Genomic DNA, 23660 nt, shown 5'->3' with positions numbered 1-23660 from the left:
ATAAATCTCCGTCCACAGGCTATATTATAGCATTATCCCACGTTTGATTGACGTGCTTGTTACTCTGGGAATATCGTATCCGGGCTGAAGAGGACGCAATCGGACGATTCGTCGCGGCTGCGTCAAACCGGATAAGAAAATGGCGGCGGACAAGACACTACAACTGGCGCTGTCGGAGCTTGGCTCCGCGATTACAGGCCTTGAAAACGCAATCGACATGCGTATCGAGCGTCAACGTGAGCAGGGCGATATCGATAGCGAAGTGCGCCGTGTCCACACGGATCGCTCCCGGCTGGCTCAGGAACTGGACCAATCCGAGTTTCGTGCCAACAGGCTTGAGGAAGTCAATCGCGAAGTATCGCGTCGATTGGTAACGGCTATGGAAACCATACGTGCGGTTCTGGATCGCTGAGGTAAAAAGGTAATCGAATGGCGCAAGTGACCGTTATGATCGATGGCAAGGCCTATCGCATGGCCTGCGAAGAAGGGCAGGAGGGTCATTTGACCGAACTCGCCTCGCGGTTCGATCAATATGTTGGCCATTTGAAGAACCAGTTTGGCGAAATTGGCGATCTTCGCCTGACCGTGATGGCGGGCATCATGGTGACGGACGAGTTGTCGGAAGTGAACCGCAAACTGGCTTCGTTGCAGGAGCAGGTCGATAACCTCAAGCAACACCGCGATGGTGCTGCGGAAAACCGCGCCCAGACCGATGCCTTGCTGGTGCAGGCCATTGGCGATCTGACGTCGCGGCTTAACGGTGTTACCGAAAAACTGTTGTCGCGGCCAAAGTCGCAGGCCCACCCGAACTGATCCGCAGACAATTTTCCCTGCCTCAATTACGTCTGCCTCTGGCAAAGCGATTTGATACACTCTATATCTGATGTGCGGTCTGCGCTTCTCGACAGGAATCACAATCCCTGGGGCCATACTCGATCCAAAGGGAGCTGTCCCTGACCAGTCCCGTGGGACTGGACACACGGCGCCCACCTACGTTTGTAGGCACCCAGGATCGTAAACCTCCATCGGTCGCCGTGGATCGCGCTTCACTCCTGTCTCAGTGATGTTTGCTACAGTCGTCGCTTGGCGGCGCAAGACCGCTTTCAGCCCCTCATCTTCGGCTCCTTCCGGGATGTCGATGCTTTAATGGCGCGAGACCTGTTCAGGCATTTGGATCAATCGCCTGTTGCGGGGTCTTTCCCGTAGGTTGCGAACGATAATTATTATCGCCAATGTAGAAATAATCATGAGTTTACGCTGATATTTTATATTGGCGGTCATTGCATTGATAATTTTATTCCTTATTATCCGACATGGCGTATCCGTTTAATCCCCTAGGGTTTCTGCTGTTTCCAGCCGTGATGCGACGTTCAACAGCCCAAAGAGCTAAACTTGTTTACTGAAATTATTATCGTGGTTCTGCTCACCGTCCTGAACGGTGTGCTTGCCATGTCAGAACTCGCCGTGGTTTCCTCCAGACCGGCGAGGCTGAAGGTGCTTGCCGCTCAGGGCAGTAAGGGAGCCGCAATCGCCATTAGTCTGTCGGAAAATCCCGGCCGATTTCTTTCCACGGTACAGATCGGTATTACCCTTGTCGGTATTCTGTCCGGCGCCTTCTCTGGTGCAACACTCGGCGCGCGCTTTACCGCTTGGTTGTTGGCACAGGGCGTTTCCGACAGGCTTGCCGATGCGCTTGGTGTTGGTACCGTCGTTGTTGCCATTACCTACCTTTCGCTGATCGTTGGTGAGTTGGTTCCCAAGCAGATCGCTTTGCGCGACCCGGAACGGGTTGCTGCACGCGTCGCTCCGGCCATGATGCTGTTGTCCAAAATCGGTGCGCCGCTGGTGTGGCTGCTGGACAAGTCCGGCAAGCTGATCCTCGGCCTGCTGGGTCACAGCGGTGATACCGGCGCATCTGTCACGGATGATGAAATCCGTACTGTTCTTGCCGAAGCCCATAGTGCCGGTGTTATCGAAACCGAAGAATCGGCGATGATATCGGGTGTTATGCGATTGGCGGACCGTAACGCCCGAGGTCTGATGACACCACGTCGCGACGTCGAGGTTATCGACATTGAAGACACCGCTGAGGAAATTCGCGAGCAGCTTCGCAGCACGCAGAGATCCCGCCTGCCGGTTCGTAACGGCTCGTCGGATGAAATCCTCGGCGTGCTGTTTGTTAAGGACGCGTTCGACGCTTTTGCATCGGGCAAAGAACTTAATGTTCGTGAAGCGATGCGTGAAGTTCCCGTCGTCTCCGACCTGACAAGTGCTGTTGATGTCATCCAGTCGCTGCGCCGTTCTACGGTGCATATGGTGCTGGTCTATGACGAATACGGCCATTTCGAAGGTATCATCAGTTCTGGTGACATTCTTGAAGCCATCACAGGTGCGTTTCAGGAAGAGGACGACGAAGAGCCTGCAATGGTTGAACGTGAAGATGGATCCTTCCTCGTTGCGGGCTGGATGCCTGCCGACGAGTTTGCCGATCTCATGGGCTTCCAGATTGATGACGATGCCGAGTTTGAGACCGTGGCCGGTCTGGTGCTGGGTGAATTCCGCCGTCTGCCGCAATTGGGTGAGCACGTCACCCGCAACGGCTGGCGCTTCGAGGTTATCGACCTTGATGGTCATCGTATCGACAAGGTGCTCGTGAGCCGGGCTGCCTGATGTCCGGCGATCCACTGGTAAAAGCAAGGCTGCGCGGCGAAAGACTTGCCGCGCGCGATGCGCTTGGAAAAGATGAGCGTGTTGAGAAAAGCCTTTTGATTGCCAGACACGGCCTGGCCGGGCTTGCCTTCAAGCCCGGTGCGATTATCTCAGGATTTTTGCCAATCCGTTCCGAGGTCGACCTTTTGCCGCTGCTGACTGTATTGGCACAAAAGGATGTTCGACTGTGTCTGCCAGTGGTTCTGGATCGCCAGACTATTGTGTTTCGTGAGTTTCATCCCGACATTCCGCTCGTTGATACCGGTTTCGGCACGCGTGGGCCGGGGGACAATGCTGCTGTGCTGGATCCGGATATTCTTCTGGTGCCGCTTGCAGTTTTTGACGGTCAGGGCAATCGTATTGGCTATGGTGCTGGCCATTATGACCGTGCCACCGATAAATTGCACAAAAAAGGCCTGAATCCCGTGCTCGTGGGCGTTGCATTTGCCTGCCAGGAAGTGCCATCAGTGCCAGCGGAGCCGCATGATGTGCGCCTTCATGCCGTTCTGACTGAAAACGGCTTCCGATATTTCGAGTAGTGGATCTTTGCATGCGGCTTTTGTTTTTGGGTGACATGGTTGGAAAAACAGGTCGGACAGCGGTTTGGGACCGACTACCGGGTTTGGTTTCTGATCTGAAACTCGATTTTGTGATCGTGAATGGTGAGAATGCGGCCGGTGGTTTCGGTATCACCGAGGATATCTACCTCGAAACGATCAATGCCGGTGCCGATGTGGTGACAACCGGAAATCACGTCTGGGACCAAAAGGAAGCCGTATCTTTCTGTGAGCGCCATGACCAGTTTCTGCGCCCGGCAAATTATCCTGATGGCACACCAGGTAAAGGTTCCGGAATTTTTTATGCTCGCAATGGCGCGCGCGTGCTGGTGGCCAATATTATGGGGCGCGTTTTCATGCACCCTGAACTGGATGACCCCTTCAAGTCAGCAGAAAACATTCTGGCTGCCTGCCCGCTGAAAGAGCAGGCGGATGCCATTATCTTCGACTTCCATGCCGAAGCGACCAGTGAAAAGCAGTGCTTCGGACATTTCGTCGATGGCCGTGCCAGCTTCGTGGTTGGAACGCATACGCATGTTCCGACAGCGGACGCGCAGATCCTCAATGGCGGAACAGCCTATATGTCGGATGCGGGCATGTGCGGCGACTACGATTCCTCGCTTGGCATGGAAAAAGAAGAGCCGATCAACCGGTTCATTTCCAAGATGCCAAAGGGTCGTTTTGAGGCTGCGAGCGGGCCTGCCACGATTTGCGGCGTTGGTGTGGAAATCTCAGACAGCACGGGTCTGGCTGAAAAGATTGCACCCCTGCGTCTTGGACCACGTTTGGCAGAAACCGTTCCGTCCTTCTGGGCCTGATCATCTAAACGTCGATATCATTTGCAATAGCGTGTTGATGACGAGATTGTGAAAGGCCGTTCTGGCTTGCCGCTGGACGGTTTGCCTGTTCTGCCGCATCTTTCTGACGGGAAACCAGTTCAGGAGAGCGGCATGATGCTGCGCGTGCTTTTAAGTGCATTCACCGGACTTCTGTCAGTGGCGGGACCCTCATTCGCCCAACAGGCAGCAAGATTACCTGTCAGCCAATGTCAGGCAATCGCACAGAACATCCCTGGCGTGACCTTCGCCAGTCTCAAACTTCCAGACGTACAGCTTGTGCAACAGTCGGCCAAAGAAGAGGTGAAAATCACCTTCATCGGCCATTCGACCTATGAAATTGAGACACCGGCCGGTGTGCGGATCGCGACCGATTATAACGGGGTCTATAGGCCGCAGCGTACGCCAACCGTTGCGACGATGAACCGTGCCCACACCACCCATTACACACTGAAACCAGACCCGGGCATTGAATATGTCCTGCATGGCTGGAGCGATAACGCGGGTGAAAAGGCAGAGCATCAGGTGATGGTGGATGACGTTTATATCAGAAACGTCACGACAGATATTCGCAGCGGTTGGGCGGACTACGAGACCTTCCAGCAGAATGGCAATTCGATCTTCATCTTTGAGGTTGCCGGCCTGTGTATTGGCCATCTTGGGCATCTGCACCATGAGCTGACCAACACACATTACGCCGAAATCGGTCGTCTCGATATTCTGATGGTGCCGGTGGACGGCGGTTTGACCATGGGCGCCGATAGTATGAGCCGGGTGGTCAAACGATTGCGTTCAGCGCTGATCCTGCCGATGCACCGCACTGGGCCACCGCTTGAACAGTTCGTCAGCATGTTCAGCGCGTCGTTTGATATTGCATATGCAAAGGATCCCGTCATTACGGTTTCCATGCGTTCGCTACCGAAAAAGCCGACCATTCTTGTGCCTCAGGGTATGTGAGGAGATATGAAAAGGCATGCAGGTCGGAACCGGCATGCCCTTGATTGATATCGCTTGTCTGCGTCTTGTCATGCAAATGCAAGATGCTGGCGAACGCCGACATCTGGCATTTTGTTATCGGTCAAATTAGCTTTGGCGATTTCCCAGCCGAATTTCAACGTGCTGTCAGTCGATGCCCAGATATCTGCGTCATCAATGTGCATGGCCAGCATGGTGAGTTCCGGATCTTCCTTGCCGTGTTCATACCAGGCCGCGACAACAGAATTCCAATATTCGTCTATCTTGCTAAGATCCTTGCGCTGTTCGAGCTTCCCTGAAAGGCAGGCGTGGTAGTCGTGGTCTTTGCCAACGAGACAAAAATGCGCTCTCGAGCCCGGTTTAAGTTGGTTGACCAAATCCGTATTGGTTTTGGTAAAAAACCAGATCGTATTTGTTTTCGGGTCGGCATGGGGTGCCATTGGCTGCATATGCGCGTGAAGACCCTCTAGACCGAGCATGCCAGCGTGAACGGAGTTGATCTCGTCCCACAGCTGTTGGGCCGGTGCCTCACGAGCTTCGCTAAGACTTACCATTCTGTTGTCCTTTCTGCCTTTTCCCAAATGGGCGTTAATGCCGCATTTTTGTGTTTCCGGTCAGAAAACGAACGAACATTGCGTTCCGTTCCAGTGCGGGATGGCATTTCAATTTGCCAACAGGCTTGAATGAAAGGCGCTTCACACTTATAAGGCCGCATTCCAAACAAATTATCGGATCAGGGGTGCCATGGCTGGCCATTCACAGTTCAAAAACATCATGCATCGCAAAGGAAAACAGGATTCGATTCGTTCGAAGATATTTTCCAAGCTCGCCCGTGAAATTACCGTCGCGGCCAAGACCGGTCTGCCAGATCCGACCATGAACGCTGCTTTGCGTCTGGCCGTTCAGAACGCCAAGGCCCAGTCGATGCCGAAAGACAACATCGACCGCGCCATCAAAAAGGCATCGGGCGCTGATGCTGAGAACTACGATTATGTTCGCTACGAAGGTTACGGCCCAGGCGGCACGGCTGTCATTGTTGAAGCTCTGACGGACAATCGTAACCGCACGGCATCGAATGTTCGTTCGATCTTCACCAAGGCTGGCGGCGCGCTCGGCGAAACCGGTTCGGTGTCCTTCTCCTTCGACCGCGTTGGCGAAATCACCTACAAGGCATCGGTTGGCGATGCTGACAAGGTGATGGAAGCTGCTATCGAAGCTGGCGCTGACGATGTTGAAACCACTGAAGATGGTCACACGATCATCTGCGGTTTCGAAGCGATGAACGAAGTTTCCAAGGCGCTGGAAGGCGTGCTCGGCGAAGCTGAAAGCGTCAAGTCAATCTGGAAGCCACAGAACACGGTTCCTGTTGACGAAGACAAGGCCGAGTCGCTGATGAAGCTTATCGGCAACCTTGAAGACGATGATGACGTTCAAAGCGTTTATTCGAACTTCGAAGTGTCAGAAGAAATTCTGGCCAAGCTTTCGGCCTGATTTTTTCGCAATCAGAATTTTTAAAAAAAGCCCCGGTTCGTCTGGGGCTTTTTTTGTTTCGTCAAGATTTTGAAAACAGGCCGTCCAGCCCGGCAAACACTTCGATCGATCGCAGTCGGGCATCCACATCGTGGATCGGGGTGGAGATAATCAATTCATCGGCAGCGGTCACCCGAAGGAATTCTTCAAGCTGACGGTGGACAGTTTGCGGCGAGCCGACCATTGCGTATTGCAATGTGTGATCGACATTGATGCGCTCCATTTCATTCCACAACTCATCCATATCGGCCACTGGCCTTGGAAAACGTTTGCGGACATTACGGCGCAGATTGATGAATTGCTGTTGCGCCGAGGTGAAGTGATATTTCGCCTCCTCATCAGTATCGGCCGCAGATGCCATGACACCCACCATGACATAGGGTTTGTCGAGTGTTGCCGATGGCTGGAAGCGTTCACGATAAATGGCGATTGCGTCCATCAACATGTCAGGCGCAAAGTGTGACGCGAAGGAATAGGGCAGGCCGAGGGCCGCCGCCAAATGGGCGCTGTAGAGGCTGGAGCCCAGAAGCCAGATCGGCACGTTGGTATCGGTGCCGGGCACGGAAAAGATCGCCTGATCCTCGCGTTCTGGTCCGAGATAGCGCTGTAATTCAATGATGTCGTGCGGGAAGGTGTCTACGCCATTGTCCATGTTGCGACGCAGGGCACGTGCGGTGCGCATGTCGGTACCCGGTGCACGGCCAAGGCCCAGATCAACGCGATCAGGATAAAGCGCTGCAAGTGTGCCGAACTGTTCTGCAATGACCAGCGGCGAGTGGTTCGGCAACATGATGCCGCCAGAGCCGATGCGGATGCGCGATGTTGCCGCGCCGACATGCGAGATAACCAGCGATGTTGCGGCACTGGCAATGCCCGGCATGCCATGGTGTTCGGCCAGCCATATCCGTTTGTAGCCGAGTTCTTCGGCCTTGATGGCCAGATGACGGGAGTTGCGCAAGGCATCGCTTGCCGTTTCTCCCTCGCCGATGGGGGAAAGATCTAGAATTGAAAATGGGATCATCGGCGGCTCCTGCATATGCGAATTGTTGTTGTGCAGGATGTAAGGTGCGTGGACACTATTGCCAGAGTGTGAAAGCGTAATTGTATGAAGGATCAAAAAAATTGGGGCTTCGATTGAAGCCCCAATCCGGTTTCTGGTCAGAGCGGTGAACCCACTTTATCCGGCGCGTCGCAAATGTTGGCTGTGGCTGCCAGCGAATGGATCGGTCGCAGGTGCCAGCACGAATTGGCTGAGCTTGCTGTCCATTTCTCCGGCCTCCGTTGCAAGATTGTGAATGGCAGCTGTGGTTTCTTCCACCATGGCGGCATTTTGCTGCGTCATGGAATCAAGACTGGAAACAGCCCGGTTGATTTCAAGCAGTGTGGTTGCCTCTTCGCGCGTGGATTCCATGATGTCGTGGATGCGGCTGTTGATGGTTTCAACATGGCTGCCGATGCCGGAAAGCGAATTGCTGGCCTGTTCCACCAGTGAAACACCGCTTGAGACTTCGTCGGTCGACTTCTTGAGGAGAGCCGTGATCTCCTTGGCTGCGGTGGCAGAGCGTTGCGCCAATTCACGCACCTCCTGGGCTACCACGGCAAAGCCTTTGCCTGCTTCGCCAGCACGGGCGGCTTCCACACCGGCATTTAGCGCAAGAAGATTGGTTTGAAAGGCAATTTCATCGATCACGCCGATGATCTGGTTGATCTGTCGTGACGAGGCTTGAATGGCTTCCATGGCCGCTATCGTCTGCCCCATGATCTTGCCGGAGGATTGCGTTTCGGCGTTGGCATCCTTGGCTATCTTGCTTGCCTGCTCGGCGCGCGCGATCTGGTGTTTGACGGCATCGGTGATGGCGTTGATGGCACTTGCCGTTTGCGTAATCGAAGCGGCCTGTCGTTCCGTGCGTTCGGCCAACTGGTCTGATCCAACGCGCATTTCTTCCGAACCACTGCGCACAGCCTGCGAATTGCCGCCGATTGAGTGCAAGGTGTCGCTGAGGGTTGCCAAGGCCTGATTGAAGTTCAGCCGCAGGCTTTCAAGCTCCTGTGGAAAGGGCTTTTCAATACGGTAGGAGAGGTCACACTTGGCAAGGCGGTCCAGCCCCTGATCAAGAGAGTGGACAACCATTTGCAATGTTGCGGCCTCAGCCTCACGTTCCGCCAGGTTCTGCCGCCGGCTTTCCTCGGCTTCGGCACGGGTGCGGGACGTGGTGTCTTCCAATTCGCGTTGCTGGATCAGCTTTTCCCGGAAACTGCCGAGCGCCTTGGCCATGGTGCCAATTTCGTCTTTTCTGTCCTGCGCGGTGATTTCGGTTTGCAGGTTACCATTGGCAACATCGCGCGTGAGGTTGGCGAGTTTCGACAGCGGTGCAAAAAGTCGTCTGGAGAATACGGCCGTGATTAGGCACATGGCGATCAGTACACATATGCCGATGACCGCCAAAGCGCTGGCAATGGAGAACGACCCAGCATCCAGTTCGCTTTGCAGGATGCTTTCAACGGCAAGATAGGTCTGGCCATTAAACTCGAACGGCCGCGCATAGGCGTTGGCCTTGGCGTTGCCGCGTTGGATTTCGGCGACCGTCATACCCTTTTCAGCCATTGCCTTGGACTGGAAGGTAAACGGTGCAGGATCGAGATTGGTCAGCTTGCTCTGATCAAGGCCGATTGCCGAGCCGTCAGCAGACAAAACGGCAGACTGTTCAGAACTTGCCGGTGCAATACCTTTTGCAAGCAACTGTACGAAAACATCGCTGTGAACACGGAAAAGGACGACACCCTTGAAGGCTTCGAACTTCATGACGGGTACGGCAAAATAAATATCGGATTGACCGGTTGCCTGTTCTACCTTCCAGCCGGAGAAGCTGGAGGCTGCGATGTCACCAACCGCTTTGCTGGCGTTTTCGGCCGCACGCGCAAAGGCGACTCCCAATCCGGTATCCTTCCAGGCCGCATCCGTGGTGTTTTCCGCGAAGGACGCGTCTTTTTTATAGGAGTAATAGACGGTGCCTGATGTGTCGGCAAAAAGGATATCGTTGAAAGGTGTGCCTTTCAGGTAGGTGGCAATGTCAGTCTGGGTTTTTTCGTGGGTGGAGTAATAAAAGCCACTCGGATTTTCAGGTTTGATCAGCTTTTCGCGCTGATCCGCAGGGTTGTGATTCTCCGAGATGAATACCCGTTTCAATTCAGCCTTGGCATCTCCGGAGTTTTTCTGGACCGTTCCCCAGCCACTACGCATAGAAACCACGGCCATCTGTAGGGCTTCGATTTTTGCGATGGAATCGGCCTGGTTTTGCAGTTGCTCCAACCGCTCTTTCAGCATGTCGCCACGGAACGTCAGCACACTTTCCATGGCGTTCTGGGCCTGCTCTTGTAGAACGCTACTGCTGCTTCGGTAAGCCAGCAGGGTCATGAGCGAGATGGAGACGAACATCAGTGCCAGAAAAATGACCAGCACTTTTGATGAGATTGAATGAAACCTGTTTAACATCAATACGAGCCTATGCCTGTCTGGAACAACCGCAGACCAACAGGCCACAGGGTTGCCAGTGCCAAGTGAAGTTTATGCTTCTTGTTTTGTTTGGAACGACAGGCGGTGCCCGGAATTCCCCTCTATTTTTGATGCGCAGCATGCGGACAGGAATTTAAGTGTTGGTAAATGCTGCAGTGCAAATTTATCAATGTTGTCGTTTTGTTCACTTCTCGCTGGCAGGTATTTGTTGCTGACGATAGAGTGAGACCATGCAACAGACGATTCGCATCATAGGAATAGACCCCGGCCTTCGCCGCACGGGGTGGGGGATTATCGAAACACTGGGCAACAGCCTGCGTTTCGTCGCCTCGGGCACAGTGACTTCTGACGGCGATATGGATCTGGCTTCGCGCCTTTGCCAGTTGCATGACGGACTTGCCGAGGTGGTGCATTCCTACACACCGGATGAGGCGGCGGTTGAACAGACCTTCGTAAACAAGGACGCTGTGGCGACGCTGAAACTGGGACAGGCGCGTGGTATTGCTATGCTCGTTCCCGCACGCGCCGGGTTGCCCGTCTCCGAATATGCGCCGAATGCCGTCAAGAAATCTGTGATCGGTGTCGGACATGGTGACAAACAGCAAATTCACATGATGCTGAAAATCCTGATGCCAAAAGCTGAGTTCAAGGGTAACGATGCGGCGGATGCCCTGGCCATTGCCATTTGCCACGCACATAATCGCGGTGGCGACCGCATGCGTCGCGCGCTGGCGGCGGGTTGATATTTTTCACTGTTTAAACGGGCGTTGTCATGATCGGTAAACTCAAGGGCACAATTGAAGAAATCGGCGACGACTACGTCCTCGTTGACGTGCATGGTGTCTGTTACGTCGCGCATTGCTCAGCGCGCACACTGTCCAGGCTTGGCTCGGTGGGTGAAGCCATTGTGCTGTTCATCGAGACTTATGTACGCGAAGACCAGTTGAAGCTGTTCGGCTTCATGTCTGCGCTGGAGCGGGAATGGTTCAACCTGCTGCAAAGCGTGCAGGGGGTAGGCTCCAAGGTGGCACTTGCTGTGTTGTCGACGCTGTCACCTTCGGAACTGGCCAATGCCATTGCGCTGCAGGATAGGACCGTGGTGTCCCGTGCACCTGGTGTTGGGCCGAAGGTCGCCATTCGCATCATGACCGAGCTTCGCAACAAGGCGCCTGCCTTTGCCGGTGAGGCATCCGGTTCGATCGGTCTGAAACAGGAACTGGGTGAGGGGGCAGCGCCTGCACCAGTTGCCGATGCCGTATCGGCTTTGACCAATCTGGGTTATTCGCGTGATCAGGCTGCCAATGCGGTGGCGGCGGCGCTCAAAAATGGCGGTGAAGACGCCGACAGCGCCAAGCTTATTCGCCTCGGGTTGAAGGAACTGTCCCGGTAAGGCAAAAGAACAACATCAAAGGCATCTGTTTTGACCCGGTGCCGTCTATTCTCTGTAATGAAGATGGAATGCGCTGAATGAGCGATGCCACAAGACTGATATCGGCGGACAAGCGTGGCGAGGATATCGACACAACCTTACGCCCGCAATCGCTCGACGAGTTTACCGGGCAGGCTGAGGCGCGCGCCAATCTGAAGATCTTTATCGAGGCTGCCAAGAACCGTGGTGAGGCTTTGGACCACGTATTGTTCGTGGGACCACCCGGCCTTGGCAAAACGACACTCGCGCAGATCATGGCCAAGGAACTGGGCGTCAATTTCCGTTCGACATCCGGTCCGGTGATTGCCAAGGCCGGTGATCTTGCCGCCTTGCTGACCAATCTGGAAGAACGCGACGTTCTGTTCATCGACGAAATCCACCGATTGAACCCGGCCGTCGAAGAAATCCTTTATCCGGCGATGGAAGATTTTCAGCTCGATCTGATTATCGGTGAAGGGCCGGCTGCGCGTTCGGTCAAGATTGACCTGTCCAAGTTTACGCTCGTTGCCGCGACCACCAGACTTGGTCTGCTGACCACGCCATTGCGTGACCGCTTTGGTATTCCGGTTCGTCTGTCCTTTTATACGGTCGAAGAGCTGGAACTGATCGTTCGTCGTGGTGCACGATTGATGGGCCTCGGCATGACCGATGAAGGTGCCCGCGAAATTGCCCGTCGTGCACGTGGTACGCCACGTATTGCCGGCCGCTTGTTGCGGCGAGTGCGTGACTTTGCAGAGGTTGCCAAGGCGGAAGCTGTTACGCGGGAAATCGCCGATCAGGCGCTGACCCGTCTTCTGGTTGACAATATGGGGCTCGACCAGCTCGACATGCGTTATCTGACAATGATTGCCGTCAACTTTGGTGGTGGCCCAGTCGGTATTGAAACAATTGCCGCCGGATTGTCAGAACCACGTGATGCCATTGAGGATATTATCGAGCCCTATATGATCCAGCAGGGGTTCATTCAGCGCACGCCACGCGGCCGCGTGTTGACGGCAACGGCATGGAAACATCTGGGGCTGCAGCCACCGAAGGATATGGAGGCGGCGCAGTTCCGCCTGACACTGGAGGATGACTGAGGCTCGTTTGAAGGAGAGACCATGAGCATTTACGATCCTGTCCGCGGCTTTCGTAAACTTGCCTTTAACAATGCGCTGGCCAATTACCGTCTACATCAGGCCTGTCGGCAGTTGCCGCCGGGAGAATTTGAGGCGCCGCGGGTTTCCTTCTTCCCGTCCATTCGGTCGACACTCAATCACATCCTCGTTGTCGACCGATTTTATATCGATGCGTTGCAGGGTGGGAGTTTGGGCCCCGCTGCATGGGCTGACCCCGAACCCTACATGAACATTGACGACTTGGCCATTGAGCAAGACGCTTTGGACAAGGTTCTCGTCACGCTTACTGATGATCTCACTGCTGAGGAGCTCTCCTCCGAGGTCCTCATTCACCGTCAGCAGCGTATTCAGCGTGAACGGTTTGACGACGTTTTGCAGCACCTCTTTCAACATCAGACACATCATCGTGGCCAGGTGCATGCAATGTTGGCTGGTACAAGTGTCAAGCCACCGCAATTGGATGAATTCATTGTTGCCGACGACGCGAAATTTCGCCAGGACGAAGTCGTAGCGTTAGGGCTGGATGAAAAACGGCTTATGCAGGCAGGATCATTTTTATGACACAAGACATGCGCATCCGCATGAAATTCAAACCAAAGCGTATTTTCCAGATGCGGATTGCCGGACTGGCTTTTCGCGATGGGCATGTGCTGGTGCACCGTGCGACGCACGAAACATTCTGGACATTTCCGGGAGGTCGAGCCGAAATGGGGGAAACCTCTGCAGAGACGCTTGCCCGCGAAATGGTGGAAGAGCTGGGTGCTGAAGTCCAGGTCGGTCGCTTGCTCTGGGCCGTTGAAAACTTCTTCCATTATGAAGAAAAACATTGGCACGAACTCGGCTTTTATTACTTAATGGAACTGCCTGAGAGCTTTCCATTCCACCCCAGTGATATCATTCATCGGGTGCAAGATGGCAAAAACGAGCTGGAATTTCGCTGGGTGCCGGCGACGCGTGACGCCTTGAAAGCACTCGATATTCCTCCCTATTTCATTGCCGACGAAATCGAAGATCTTCCAACGACGGTCAAACATCTTGTGTGGCGGGATGGCGATCTGGATGTGGCCGGTCATCTCTGAAAGTCGTGTTCACAGAGTTTTGAATGGAGTTGGCATCACGCTTTCTTTCGTTCCAGCTGTTGTGGTATCTGCCGGTTTTCATCTGAAGCAATTAGTTTCCTAATCGGGACGGACGTCACATCATGACCGACCAGCTTTTTTCACTTTCCGGTGAACTCATTGAACATGGCCACCGCTTGACGCAACGGGTCTATTACGAAGACACGGATTTCTCCGGTCTGGTCTATCATGCCAGATACCTGCATTTCCTTGAGCGCGGCCGCACCGACTATCTGCGGTGCCTGGGTTGCGAACAAAGCGCACTGCTGACGGCTGATGAAGAGGGTTTGGTTTTCGTCGTCCATCGTATGGAAATCGACTTCAAAACGCCGGCGCGAATGGATGACGTATTGACCATCATAACGCGCACCGAAAAGGCGGGCGGGGCGAAAATGGTGCTCACTCAGGAGATTTTGCGCGGCGAAACTCTGCTTGTCGCAGCCAAGGTTATTATTGCGGTGATCAACGCCAAAGGGCGGCCGAGGCGCCTGCCAGAGACCATCAGCGAGAAATTTCTCAAATAAACGTGATAAAAGCCAGCGTTCTTTTCTGATGGTAGCGAAAGTGTAACACTCTCTTAACCATAATGTAGTCTTACTTTCACGATCGCTATTTGTGCGCTGCACGCCTTCCTTTAACCAAATTTACAGGCAAGGAAGGCGCAATGGCAAATAACGGGGCTTGCGCAACGGGGTTAACGGTCAGGTGCCGTTCTTCGGCCATGAGCGCACACTTGAAACCGCCCGGTCTCGTGCCGGGCGTTTGGATTCGGGGATTGAGTATTTATGGAACAGGCAGGTTTGGCAGCAGCGACACATGACGTAAGTCTCTGGGCACTGTTCATGCAGGCGGGCTTCATCGTCAAGGTGGTCATGATTGGTCTTTTGGCTGCGTCCGTTTGGACGTGGGCAATCGTCATCGACAAATATGTGAGCTTCGGCAAGGCGAAGAAGCAGTTCGACCAGTTCGAACAGGTCTTCTGGTCCGGCCAGTCACTTGAAGAACTCTACAGAACGCTCGCAGAGCGCCAGAATGGTGGCCTTGCCGCTATTTTCGTCGCGGCGATGCGCGAATGGAAGAAATCCTTCGAACGTGGCGCGCGTTCACCCATCGGCCTTCAAATGCGTATTGACCGCGCAATGGACGTGACCATGGCCCGTGAAAGCGAACAGCTGGAATCAAAGCTCGGATCATTGGCGACCATCGGTTCTGCAGGTCCGTTCATCGGTCTGTTTGGTACGGTTGTTGGTATCATGACCTCGTTCCAGGCGATTGCCGGTTCCAAGTCCACCAACCTGGCTGTTGTTGCTCCCGGTATTGCCGAGGCGCTTTTGGCAACCGCGATCGGCCTTGTTGCCGCTATTCCTGCGGTTATCGCCTACAACAAGTTCACGGCGGATGCAGGTAAGCTTTCTGCACGTATGGAAGGTTTCGCGGACGAGTTTTCCGCCATCCTGTCCCGTCAGATTGATGAGAAACTGCAGCCCCGCCAGGCCGCACAGTAATCGCATACGGTAATTTGTGGAGTAGACGCTATGGGTATGTCAGCAGGTGGCAATAGCGCCGGTTCCGGTGGTCGGCGCGGTCGCGGCGGTCGCCGCAAGGGCGCCATCAGTGAAATCAACGTGACACCGCTGGTCGACGTCATGCTGGTGCTGCTTATCATCTTCATGGTGGCTGCACCGATGATGACGGTCGGCGTGCCAGTCGATTTGCCACAGACCTCGGCGAATGCTCTCAATTCCGAAACGCAGCCGATCACCATTTCGGTCAATGCCAATGGCCAGATCCATTTGCAGGAAACTCCGATCGAAGCTGCTGAGGTGGCCGATAAGTTGCAGGCTATTTCCACCACCGGCTACAATGAGCGCATTTTCGTGCGCGCAGATTCCGTCGCCGCATACGGTATCGTGGCAGATGTGATGGCGCGCATTCAGGCCGCCGGTTTCAAGAACATCGGTCTCGTTACGCAGCAGAAACAGGATAATTGAAGCGCGCTATGAAGGGCAGTCTGACCACATCTGCTATTCTGCATGTCACTGCTCTGGCGTTTGCGCTTGTTTCCATAGGCGCGCCGGAGCCCTTCGACGTGACTGACGTCGAAGCGTTGCCTGTTGACCTGGTACCCATTGAAGAACTGACGCAAATCCAGCAGGGTGACAAAACTGCGCCGCTTGCTGAGAAGTCGGCCCCTGTTCCGACCACGCGCCCTGATGTCGTTCCGGAAGCCCAGAATATCGGCAACAACACTGCTGACATTGAAGCGCCGCCGACCCCTTCGACAAAGCCAAGCAACAATGTCAGCGCCGCAGCACCTGCCAAGCAGGAAAAGCCGCAGCCTGTCGTTGACACCAAGGCCAATGAGGTCAAGGAAATCGTCAAGGAAGAGACATCCGCTCCGCCACCGAAGGAGATGGCTTCTCTGCCGACGCCGAAGCCCGAGGTAACGCCGCCGCCACAACAGCAGCCGCCAGCGGAAACGCAGGCGCAGGAACCGCCTCCGCAGAATCAGGAGCCGGCTGAAATTCCGGTGCCCCCAAATGTGCCGCGCCCGAATGCTCGTCCGCAGCCGCCGCAACCAAAGCCGGAGCCACCGAAACAGGCTGAAACGAAGCCTGCTGAAAGCAAGCCCGCTGAAAAACCAGCCGAGACGAAACCGGATCAGGCCAAGTCGACGGAAAAGCCTTCGGACAAAAAGCCGGGTGAGAAAAAGCAGGAAACCGCAAAAGCGACCTCCTCCAAGGAGAGCGACTTCAATGCGGATGACATTGCAGCACTCCTGAACAAGCAGGAGCCTTCCGGCGGCGGAGCAAAACGCTCCACCCAGCAGGCTTCGCTTGGTGGCAAGAAGACAACAGGCGGATCCACGCTCAGCCAGACGGAAATGGACGCGCTGCGTGGCGCGATCCAGAAGAATTGGCAAATTATTCCCGGCATGGTCGATGCGTCAGAAGTGCGGGTGCAGGTCAGCATTCGTCTTGATCGTGACGGCTCGATTATCGGCCAGCCTGAAGTTACCGCGACAGGCGGCACAGATGGTACCCGACGGGCGATGGCCGGTGGTGCATTGCGTGCCGTTAAACGTTCAGAACCATTCACCAACCTGCCTCCGGACAAATATGACGCCTGGAGTGAGGTGGTTATCAATTTCGATCCCAGTGATTTGCTGTGAATGCTGAAAGGCCTGGCAACATGAAGACATTATTTTCAACACGGCTGGTGGCTGCCCTTGTGGCTGTCATGGCCATGTTCTCCGCACCGGCTTACGCCAAGGTCGAGATCAACATCAACAAAGGTAACGTCGAGCCGCTGCCGATTGCCGTGACGGATTTCATTTCCGGCAATGAACTCGGTGCGCAAATCTCGGCTGTTGTTGCCGCTGACCTGCAAAGGTCTGGCCTTTTTGCGCCGGTCAACAGAAGCGCCTTTATTGAAAAGATCACCAACCCCGATCAGGCGCCACGTTTTGAAGACTGGAAGGTCATCAACGCACAGGCACTGGTAACCGGACGTGTGACCCGCGAAGCAGATGGTCGTCTGCGCGCCGAGTTCCGTCTGTGGGATACCTTTGCTGGCGAGCAGATGACTGGCCAGCAATTCTTCACACAGCCGGACAACTGGCGTCGTGTGGCCCATATCATTGCCGACGCGATCTATGAGCGTATTACGGGCGAAAAGGGCTATTTTGATACACGTGTGGTTTTCGTTTCCGAGAGCGGTCCTAAAACGGCACGCAAGCGTCAGCTTGCCATTATGGACCAGGACGGCTTCAACGTACGCACGCTGACCAACTCCAACGACATCGTTCTGACGCCGCGTTTTTCGCCGAACCGTCAGGAAATCACCTACATGTCGTTCGAAGGCCAGCAGCCACGCGTTTACCTGTTGCAGCTTGAAACCGGACAGCGCGAAGTCGTGGGTAACTTCCCAGGCATGACGTTCTCGCCGCGTTTCTCGCCTGATGGCCAGAAGGTTATCATGAGCTTGCAGCAGGACGGCAACTCCAACATCTATACGATGGACCTTAGGTCACGCACGACAACACGCCTGACCAACTCAGCTGCTATCGACACCGCACCGTCCTATTCTCCCGATGGCGCGCGTGTGGTGTTTGAAAGCGACCGTGGTGGCCGCCAGCAGATTTATGCCATGAATGCAGATGGTTCCGGCCAGACGCGTGTGTCCTTCGGTGACGGTTCCTACTCGACACCTGTATGGTCTCCACGAGGCGATCTGATTGCTTTCACCAAACAGTCTGGTGGCAAATTCTCGATCGGTGTGATGCGTCCGGATGGTTCTGGTGAGCGTATTCTGACCACCGGCTTCCACAATGAGGGGCCAACCTGGGCGCCGAATGGCCGCGTGCTGATGTTCTTCCGTCAGAACGCGGGTGCCGGCGGACCGCAGCTCTATTCGATCGATTTGACCGGTTATAACGAGCAGTTGGTCAAAACCCCTGCATTTGGTTCGGATCCGGCCTGGTCGCCGCTGCTGGACTAAGATCTCAAGATTTGCAGCGGCCGTGGGTACAAAAGCACCGATGGCCGCCGCATTTTCGTCACGGGCACGGAAAGACGCCTCTTTCTCGCCTCATTCTATTGTGAGGACCGGTGCTAATGTGACGATTTGTTAACCATGAATATTTGATCGTGGTTAACCGAAAACAGTTATTGTCTGGCAACGTTACTGAAATTCTAAGGAGAGACCGGCGATGAGCCGTACACACACTTCGTCGATCAGCCCAATGCAGAAACTGGCCCGTAACCCGGCCGTCATCGCTCTTACGCTTGCTCTGGCTCTTGCCGGTTGTGCGAAGGGTAACAAGAACATGCCTAACAGTGCAGGCGATCTTGGCCTTAACGGTGGTGCCGGTGGCCCTCCTGGTTCGCAGCAGGACTTCACGGTCAACGTTGGCGACCGTATCTTCTTCGACACCGACTCGACTTCGGTTCGCGCAGATGCGCAGCAGACACTCGACCGTCAGGCACAGTGGTTGCAGCGTTACCCGAACTACGCCATCACCGTTGAAGGTCACGCTGACGAGCGCGGCACACGCGAATACAACCTTGCACTGGGCGCTCGCCGCGCTGCTGCAACGCGTGATTACCTTGCTTCGCGCGGTGTTCCTGCCAACCGTATGCGCACCATTTCTTACGGCAAGGAAAAGCCGGTTGCAGTTTGCGACGACATTTCCTGCTGGTCGCAGAACCGTCGTGCGGTTACCGTTCTCGGTGGCGCAGGCATGTAATTATGCGGGCGTTCACGCGCTCGTTATCAAAAAGCAAAAGGCGGCCTCGTGCCGCCTTTTGTTTTTTTCATAGTTTGGCCGAAGTTAAGTTGCTTTTTGGCGTAAGTTGAGAACAATCCGGCTTTGCGTCACTCTGGCGCAAATCAGAACAGGCAGGACGTTGACATGAAGAAACTTGTCGTGGCGGGAATGCTGGGGCTTGCAGCTTTTACGGGCTTGAGTGGAATTGCCGTTTCGGCACCACTTTTCGGCTCAGGCTGGGGCGCTGGCGCAGTCAATTCCCAATCGGCGTCGCAGGCTCCTGTTGTGCGTGTACAGCAGGGCAGTGAAGCCGTTCGCGTACAGCAGCTTGAAGAAGAGATTCGGCAGTTGAACGGCCGTATCGAGGAAATGAGTTTCCAGCTTCTTCAAATGCAGGAGCAATTGCGCAAGGCGCAGGAAGACAACGAGTTCCGTTTCCAGGAACTTGAAAAGAGTGAGAACACAAAGGGAGGCCGTGGCGCTGCCACAGCTTCCTCTTCTTCTCCATCATTGACCGCACCATCCAACACGGATGAGGTGGCAACAATTATTGAAACGCCGTCCAACAACGGCGCTTCAACAACAACGTCGCGTGACATTGGTGCAGCGCCCGGTGAAACCACACTTGGTTCGATCCAGCTTGACAGCAGCGGTATGCCGGTCGGTGGGACGCTGAACGACAGCGCAAAAAACTCTTCCGGTGCTCTGCCAGGTGTCGAGCAGAACAACACGGCTTCGGTTGGTGGGGCGGGCAATGGAGCGCTGACCAGCGAGAACGACATTTACCAAGCGGCTTACGGTCATATCCTCTCGGGTGACTACAAGCTGGCTGAAGACGGTTTCCAGAGCTACCTCAAGGGCTATCCGAAGGGCGGAAAGGCTGCCGACGCAACTTTCTGGCTGGGCGAAGCACAATATTCGCAGGGTCGTTTCAACGATGCCGCCAAGACTTTCCTTGATGCACACAAGAACTTTGCCAAGTCGCCACGCGCACCTGAAATGCTGCTGAAGCTCGGCATGTCGCTTGCGGCACTTGATAACAAGGACACCGCCTGCGCAACGTTGCGTGAAGTGACCAAACGTTATCCTTCCGCACCGAAAGCCGTTCTGGGCAAGGTTGCGTCTGAGCAGAAGCGACTAAGCTGCTGACCGATCGGTAGTGTCCGATCCGATTATGAATTTTCCCGTGACAAGCCCTGCCGCCGCCGCGCAGACCTTTATCAGGCAATTACGCAAACCCGCCAAAATCCTCGTTATGGTTTCTGGTGGCAGCGATTCCCTCGGTCTGCTGCTGGCGCTGATAAAAGCTGCACACGCCAGCGCCAATGATGATGTCGCCCTATCTGCTGTTACCATCGATCATCAGCTGCGGCCCGAGGCTGCCGAAGAGGCCAGGCAGGTTGGCGAGATTTGCCGAAGCTTCGGTGTCAAACACGTCATTCGCCGATGGGACGAAGTTAAACCCAAATCTGGCATTTCGCAGGCGTCGCGGCTCGCCCGTTACCGATTGGTAGCAGCGGTTGCCGAAGAGCTCGGCACGACCGTCGTCGTAACCGGGCACACACTCGATGATCAGCTTGAAACCGTGTTAATGCGGGCCGCCCGCAGCACGCGCACAGAAAATACCGGGCTTTCCGGCATGGCAGAGCGCACGCTCTATGCTGGACGGCATTGGCTCGTCCGGCCATTCCTGTCTGTACGCCGCGCCGATATTCGTGAATTTCTCGGCAGAGAGCAGTTGGGCTGGGTTGATGACCCCAGCAACGAAGACCGCAAATATGAGCGGGTGCGGACACGGCAAGGTCTGGAGCACCTTTCCGAAGCATCCGTTGATCGCAATGCCGGAGAAAAGCGCAAGGCAATCTCTAATGCGGCTGCCGGTCTTTTGAAAGACCACGCGCAGGGTGAGGGCAGTGGTGTGATCTGGCTGGACAATGAGGCCTTCGATCAGAAACCGGACATGTTGCGCCACGCACTAGCAGCAGTGGCTGCGGTGATTGGTGGCCGCCAACATCTGCCGGCGGCGGACAGCATGGACCGGCTCTCCGCGTTCATTCTGCAAAATAGGCTTGGCCGGATGACAGTATCCCGCACGATGTTTGATCGTCGTCGTGATGGTTTGTACCTATACCGTGAAAACCGAAACCTGCCGTCGCTGAAAATTGTACCCGGTGAGACTGTGTTATGGGATGAGCGGTTCATGCTGCACAATCCGTCTGCAGAGCCGGTTGATGTCTCCGCAAATGGTGGAAAAAATACGGAACTGGCGTCTGTGATTTTCCCCAATGTGCCGGTTGGTGTGGCAAAACGTGCCTTCTCCTCCATGCCGGATATTTTTGACGCGGGTCGAACGGCGATTCTCACGCGTTCTGTACTTATGCCTTACGAATTGTTTTTACCGGATTTCGACCTTGAGTTGGCAGGCGAAATAGCAATTCTGCTGGATTGCGCACCTGTGTTACAGCCACCGGTTTAAATTAGAGCTGTTTTTATCGATTTAATTTTCAGACTTTTTGCTTGAAAACGCATCTGAATGCCGTGTCTGCCTTGGCAACGGCATATGTCGACCTTATGTTAGTGGCACAGATGAGCGGGCACATAAGATGTCCGTGTGAGTTCGGGGAGTTCGATGAACCCAAATTTTAGAAATTTCGCCTTGTGGGCCATTATTGCCCTCTTGCTGATCGCGTTGTTCAGCATGTTCCAGACGTCGCCCTCGCAATCGGGTTCGCGTGAGATTCCTTATTCGCAGTTTCTGCGTGATGTGGACTCCGGTCGAGTGCGTGACGTGACTGTTACGGGCAATCGAGTGCTTGGCACGTACACGGAAAGCGGCACCGCTTTCCAGACCTACTCTCCGGTTATCGATGATTCATTGATGGAGCGCCTGCAAAGCAAAAACGTAACGATCGTAGCGCGGCCGGAGAGCGATGGCTCCTCCGGTTTTTTGAGCTACCTTGGCACGCTTTTGCCGATGTTCCTCATTCTCGGCGTCTGGCTGTTTTTCATGCGGCAGATGCAGGGTGGCTCGCGCGGCGCAATGGGCTTTGGCAAATCCAAAGCGAAGTTGCTAACTGAAGCACATGGCCGTATCACGTTTGATGACGTTGCCGGTGTTGATGAGGCCAAGCAGGATCTGGAAGAAATCGTGGAATTTCTGCGTGACCCGCAGAAGTTCCAGCGCCTCGGCGGTAAAATTCCGCGTGGTGTTCTTCTCGTTGGTCCTCCTGGTACCGGTAAAACGCTTCTTGCCCGCTCTGTCGCAGGTGAAGCCAACGTTCCGTTCTTCACGATTTCCGGTTCGGACTTCGTTGAAATGTTCGTAGGTGTTGGTGCAAGCCGTGTGCGCGATATGTTCGAGCAGGCGAAGAAGAATGCGCCGTGCATTATCTTCATCGACGAAATCGACGCCGTTGGCCGCCATCGTGGCGCCGGTCTTGGCGGCGGTAACGACGAGCGTGAACAGACACTCAACCAGTTGCTGGTCGAGATGGATGGTTTCGAAGCCAATGAAGGTATTATCCTGATTGCGGCGACCAACCGTCCTGACGTTCTTGACCCGGCTCTGCTGCGTCCAGGCCGTTTCGACCGTCAGGTTGTTGTGCCGAACCCGGATATCGTTGGCCGTGAGCGCATTCTTAAGGTCCACGTTCGCAACGTTCCGCTTGCGCCAAATGTCGACCTCAAGGTTCTGGCACGTGGCACACCCGGCTTCTCCGGTGCTGACTTGATGAACCTCGTCAACGAAGCTGCCTTGATGGCCGCACGCCGTAACAAGCGTGTTGTCACGATGCAGGAATTCGAAGACGCGAAGGATAAGATCATGATGGGTGCCGAGCGCCGCTCGACCGCCATGACTGAAGCCGAAAAGAAGCTGACAGCCTACCACGAAGCTGGTCACGCCATCACCGCGCTCAATGTGCCGGTGGCCGACCCGCTGCACAAGGCAACCATCATTCCGCGTGGTCGCGCCCTTGGTATGGTCATGCAGTTGCCTGAGGGCGATCGCTACTCCATGAGCTACAAGTGGATGGTTTCTCGTCTCGTTATCATGATGGGTGGTCGCGTTGCTGAAGAGCTGACGTTCGGCAAGGAAAACATCACTTCTGGTGCGTCTTCTGATATCGAGCAGGCTACCAAGCTGGCCCGTGCGATGGTGACCCAGTGGGGCTTCTCCGATGAACTCGGTCAGGTTGCCTATGGTGAAAACCAGCAGGAAGTCTTCCTTGGTCACTCGGTTTCGCAGTCCAAGAATGTGTCCGAAGCCACAGCCCAGAAAATCGACAACGAAGTTCGTCGCCTGATTGATGAGGCTTACACCGAAGCACGCCGCATCCTGACGGAGAAGCACGACGAATTCGTGGCTCTGGCAGAAGGCTTGCTGGAATACGAAACCCTGACGGGCGAAGAAATCAAGGCGTTGATCAGGGGTGAAAAACCAGCCCGCGATCTTGGCGATGATGGTTCCTCCAACAGCCGTGGTTCCGCAGTTCCGAAGGCTGGCACCAAGAAAGACGGTCCAACCGAAGCCAAGGGCGACGGTGAAGCTGAAGGTGGCATGGAGCCACAACCACATTAAGTTGTGCCTGACAGTAAATGTCAGTG

The 23660-nt window shown here is 54.9% G+C and carries 24 protein-coding genes and 1 other RNA gene; 22 read left to right on the top strand and 3 right to left on the bottom strand.

The window, feature by feature from the left end; genetic code table 11:
* The first annotated feature begins 139 nt into the window (after positions 1-139).
* The 7 genes from HGO37_RS03840 to HGO37_RS03810 all read left to right on the top strand — a co-directional run bounded on the left by HGO37_RS03840 (position 140) and on the right by HGO37_RS03810 (position 5059).
* Entirely contained in the window at positions 140-412 is a 273-nt protein-coding gene (locus HGO37_RS03840; RefSeq protein ID WP_192488130.1) for a DUF4164 domain-containing protein, read from the top strand.
* Positions 413-429: 17 nt separating this feature from the next.
* On the top strand, positions 430-813 hold the full coding sequence (locus HGO37_RS03835; RefSeq protein ID WP_250982192.1) for a cell division protein ZapA: 384 nt from the start codon (positions 430-432) through the stop codon (positions 811-813).
* Between the two features lie 73 nt (positions 814-886).
* Positions 887-1045, top strand: a non-coding RNA gene (ssrS, locus tag HGO37_RS03830) — 6S RNA.
* A gap of 362 nt (positions 1046-1407) precedes the next feature.
* A complete protein-coding gene (locus HGO37_RS03825) occupies positions 1408-2670 on the top strand; it encodes a hemolysin family protein (RefSeq protein ID WP_192488835.1) in 1263 nt (420 codons plus the stop codon).
* The gene (locus HGO37_RS03820; RefSeq protein ID WP_250982191.1) at positions 2670-3248 is read left to right on the top strand and encodes a 5-formyltetrahydrofolate cyclo-ligase; all 579 of its coding nucleotides are present in this window, start codon (positions 2670-2672) and stop codon (positions 3246-3248) included. The genes HGO37_RS03825 and HGO37_RS03820 overlap by 1 nt, the downstream gene beginning before the upstream one ends.
* Positions 3249-3259: 11 nt before the next feature.
* Complete coding sequence (locus HGO37_RS03815) at positions 3260-4084, top strand: TIGR00282 family metallophosphoesterase (RefSeq protein ID WP_250982190.1); 825 nt, start codon at positions 3260-3262, stop codon at positions 4082-4084.
* 132 nt (positions 4085-4216) lie between these two features.
* On the top strand, positions 4217-5059 hold the full coding sequence (locus HGO37_RS03810; RefSeq protein WP_250982408.1) for an MBL fold metallo-hydrolase: 843 nt from the start codon (positions 4217-4219) through the stop codon (positions 5057-5059).
* A 68-nt stretch (positions 5060-5127) separates the two neighbouring features.
* Here HGO37_RS03810 and HGO37_RS03805 read toward each other — a convergent pair whose 3' ends face one another.
* Entirely contained in the window at positions 5128-5631 is a 504-nt protein-coding gene (locus tag HGO37_RS03805) for a pyridoxamine 5'-phosphate oxidase family protein (RefSeq protein WP_250982189.1), read from the bottom strand.
* 190 nt (positions 5632-5821) lie between these two features.
* Between HGO37_RS03805 and HGO37_RS03800 the strand changes: the two genes are divergently transcribed.
* The gene (locus HGO37_RS03800; protein ID WP_250982188.1) at positions 5822-6568 is read left to right on the top strand and encodes a YebC/PmpR family DNA-binding transcriptional regulator; all 747 of its coding nucleotides are present in this window, start codon (positions 5822-5824) and stop codon (positions 6566-6568) included.
* A gap of 61 nt (positions 6569-6629) precedes the next feature.
* Here HGO37_RS03800 and HGO37_RS03795 read toward each other — a convergent pair whose 3' ends face one another.
* Together HGO37_RS03795 and HGO37_RS03790 are read right to left on the bottom strand one after the other, a co-directional pair.
* The gene (locus HGO37_RS03795; RefSeq protein WP_250982187.1) at positions 6630-7628 is read right to left on the bottom strand and encodes an LLM class flavin-dependent oxidoreductase; all 999 of its coding nucleotides are present in this window, start codon (positions 7626-7628) and stop codon (positions 6630-6632) included.
* A 156-nt stretch (positions 7629-7784) separates the two neighbouring features.
* A complete protein-coding gene (locus HGO37_RS03790) occupies positions 7785-10100 on the bottom strand; it encodes a methyl-accepting chemotaxis protein (protein ID WP_250982186.1) in 2316 nt (771 codons plus the stop codon).
* A 251-nt stretch (positions 10101-10351) separates the two neighbouring features.
* Between HGO37_RS03790 and ruvC the strand changes: the two genes are divergently transcribed.
* The 14 genes from ruvC to ftsH all read left to right on the top strand — a co-directional run bounded on the left by ruvC (position 10352) and on the right by ftsH (position 23634).
* Positions 10352-10864 (top strand): crossover junction endodeoxyribonuclease RuvC, encoded by a 513-nt coding sequence (gene ruvC / locus HGO37_RS03785; RefSeq protein WP_192488139.1) that lies wholly within the window; start codon positions 10352-10354, stop codon positions 10862-10864.
* Positions 10865-10893: 29 nt separating this feature from the next.
* Complete coding sequence (gene ruvA / locus HGO37_RS03780) at positions 10894-11511, top strand: Holliday junction branch migration protein RuvA (RefSeq protein ID WP_250982185.1); 618 nt, start codon at positions 10894-10896, stop codon at positions 11509-11511.
* Between the two features lie 77 nt (positions 11512-11588).
* Positions 11589-12629, top strand: coding sequence for a Holliday junction branch migration DNA helicase RuvB (gene ruvB, locus HGO37_RS03775; RefSeq protein WP_192488141.1), 1041 nt, complete (start codon positions 11589-11591; stop codon positions 12627-12629).
* A gap of 21 nt (positions 12630-12650) precedes the next feature.
* Entirely contained in the window at positions 12651-13229 is a 579-nt protein-coding gene (locus HGO37_RS03770; protein ID WP_250982184.1) for a DinB family protein, read from the top strand.
* Positions 13226-13747: an NUDIX hydrolase gene (locus tag HGO37_RS03765; protein ID WP_250982183.1), complete on the top strand. Its 522-nt coding sequence runs from the start codon at positions 13226-13228 to the stop codon at positions 13745-13747. Before HGO37_RS03770 ends, HGO37_RS03765 begins: the two co-directional genes overlap by 4 nt.
* Positions 13748-13869: 122 nt before the next feature.
* Positions 13870-14310 carry a tol-pal system-associated acyl-CoA thioesterase gene (gene ybgC / locus HGO37_RS03760; protein ID WP_250982182.1) on the top strand — a complete coding sequence of 147 codons (441 nt, stop codon included), beginning with the start codon at positions 13870-13872 and terminating at the stop codon, positions 14308-14310.
* A gap of 261 nt (positions 14311-14571) precedes the next feature.
* Positions 14572-15291, top strand: coding sequence for a protein TolQ (gene tolQ / locus HGO37_RS03755; protein ID WP_192488145.1), 720 nt, complete (start codon positions 14572-14574; stop codon positions 15289-15291).
* A 30-nt stretch (positions 15292-15321) separates the two neighbouring features.
* Positions 15322-15777, top strand: coding sequence for a protein TolR (tolR, locus tag HGO37_RS03750; RefSeq protein WP_192488146.1), 456 nt, complete (start codon positions 15322-15324; stop codon positions 15775-15777).
* Between the two features lie 8 nt (positions 15778-15785).
* The gene (gene tolA / locus HGO37_RS03745; RefSeq protein ID WP_250982181.1) at positions 15786-16958 is read left to right on the top strand and encodes a cell envelope integrity protein TolA; all 1173 of its coding nucleotides are present in this window, start codon (positions 15786-15788) and stop codon (positions 16956-16958) included.
* 68 nt (positions 16959-17026) lie between these two features.
* Positions 17027-18286 (top strand): Tol-Pal system beta propeller repeat protein TolB, encoded by a 1260-nt coding sequence (gene tolB / locus HGO37_RS03740; RefSeq protein WP_502941382.1) that lies wholly within the window; start codon positions 17027-17029, stop codon positions 18284-18286.
* Positions 18287-18497: 211 nt separating this feature from the next.
* Positions 18498-19034 carry a peptidoglycan-associated lipoprotein Pal gene (gene pal / locus HGO37_RS03735; protein ID WP_192488149.1) on the top strand — a complete coding sequence of 179 codons (537 nt, stop codon included), beginning with the start codon at positions 18498-18500 and terminating at the stop codon, positions 19032-19034.
* A gap of 165 nt (positions 19035-19199) precedes the next feature.
* Positions 19200-20204: a tol-pal system protein YbgF gene (gene ybgF / locus HGO37_RS03730; RefSeq protein WP_250982180.1), complete on the top strand. Its 1005-nt coding sequence runs from the start codon at positions 19200-19202 to the stop codon at positions 20202-20204.
* A gap of 37 nt (positions 20205-20241) precedes the next feature.
* Complete coding sequence (tilS, locus tag HGO37_RS03725) at positions 20242-21531, top strand: tRNA lysidine(34) synthetase TilS (protein WP_250982179.1); 1290 nt, start codon at positions 20242-20244, stop codon at positions 21529-21531.
* 153 nt (positions 21532-21684) lie between these two features.
* Positions 21685-23634, top strand: coding sequence for an ATP-dependent zinc metalloprotease FtsH (gene ftsH / locus HGO37_RS03720; protein WP_250982178.1), 1950 nt, complete (start codon positions 21685-21687; stop codon positions 23632-23634).
* Positions 23635-23660: the final 26 nt, after the last annotated feature.

The sequence above is a fragment of the Rhizobium sp. CG4 genome, assembly GCF_023701965.1.
In the GTDB taxonomy this organism is placed as follows: domain Bacteria; phylum Pseudomonadota; class Alphaproteobacteria; order Rhizobiales; family Rhizobiaceae; genus Agrobacterium.
This window is presented reverse-complemented; position numbering and strand designations above follow the sequence as displayed.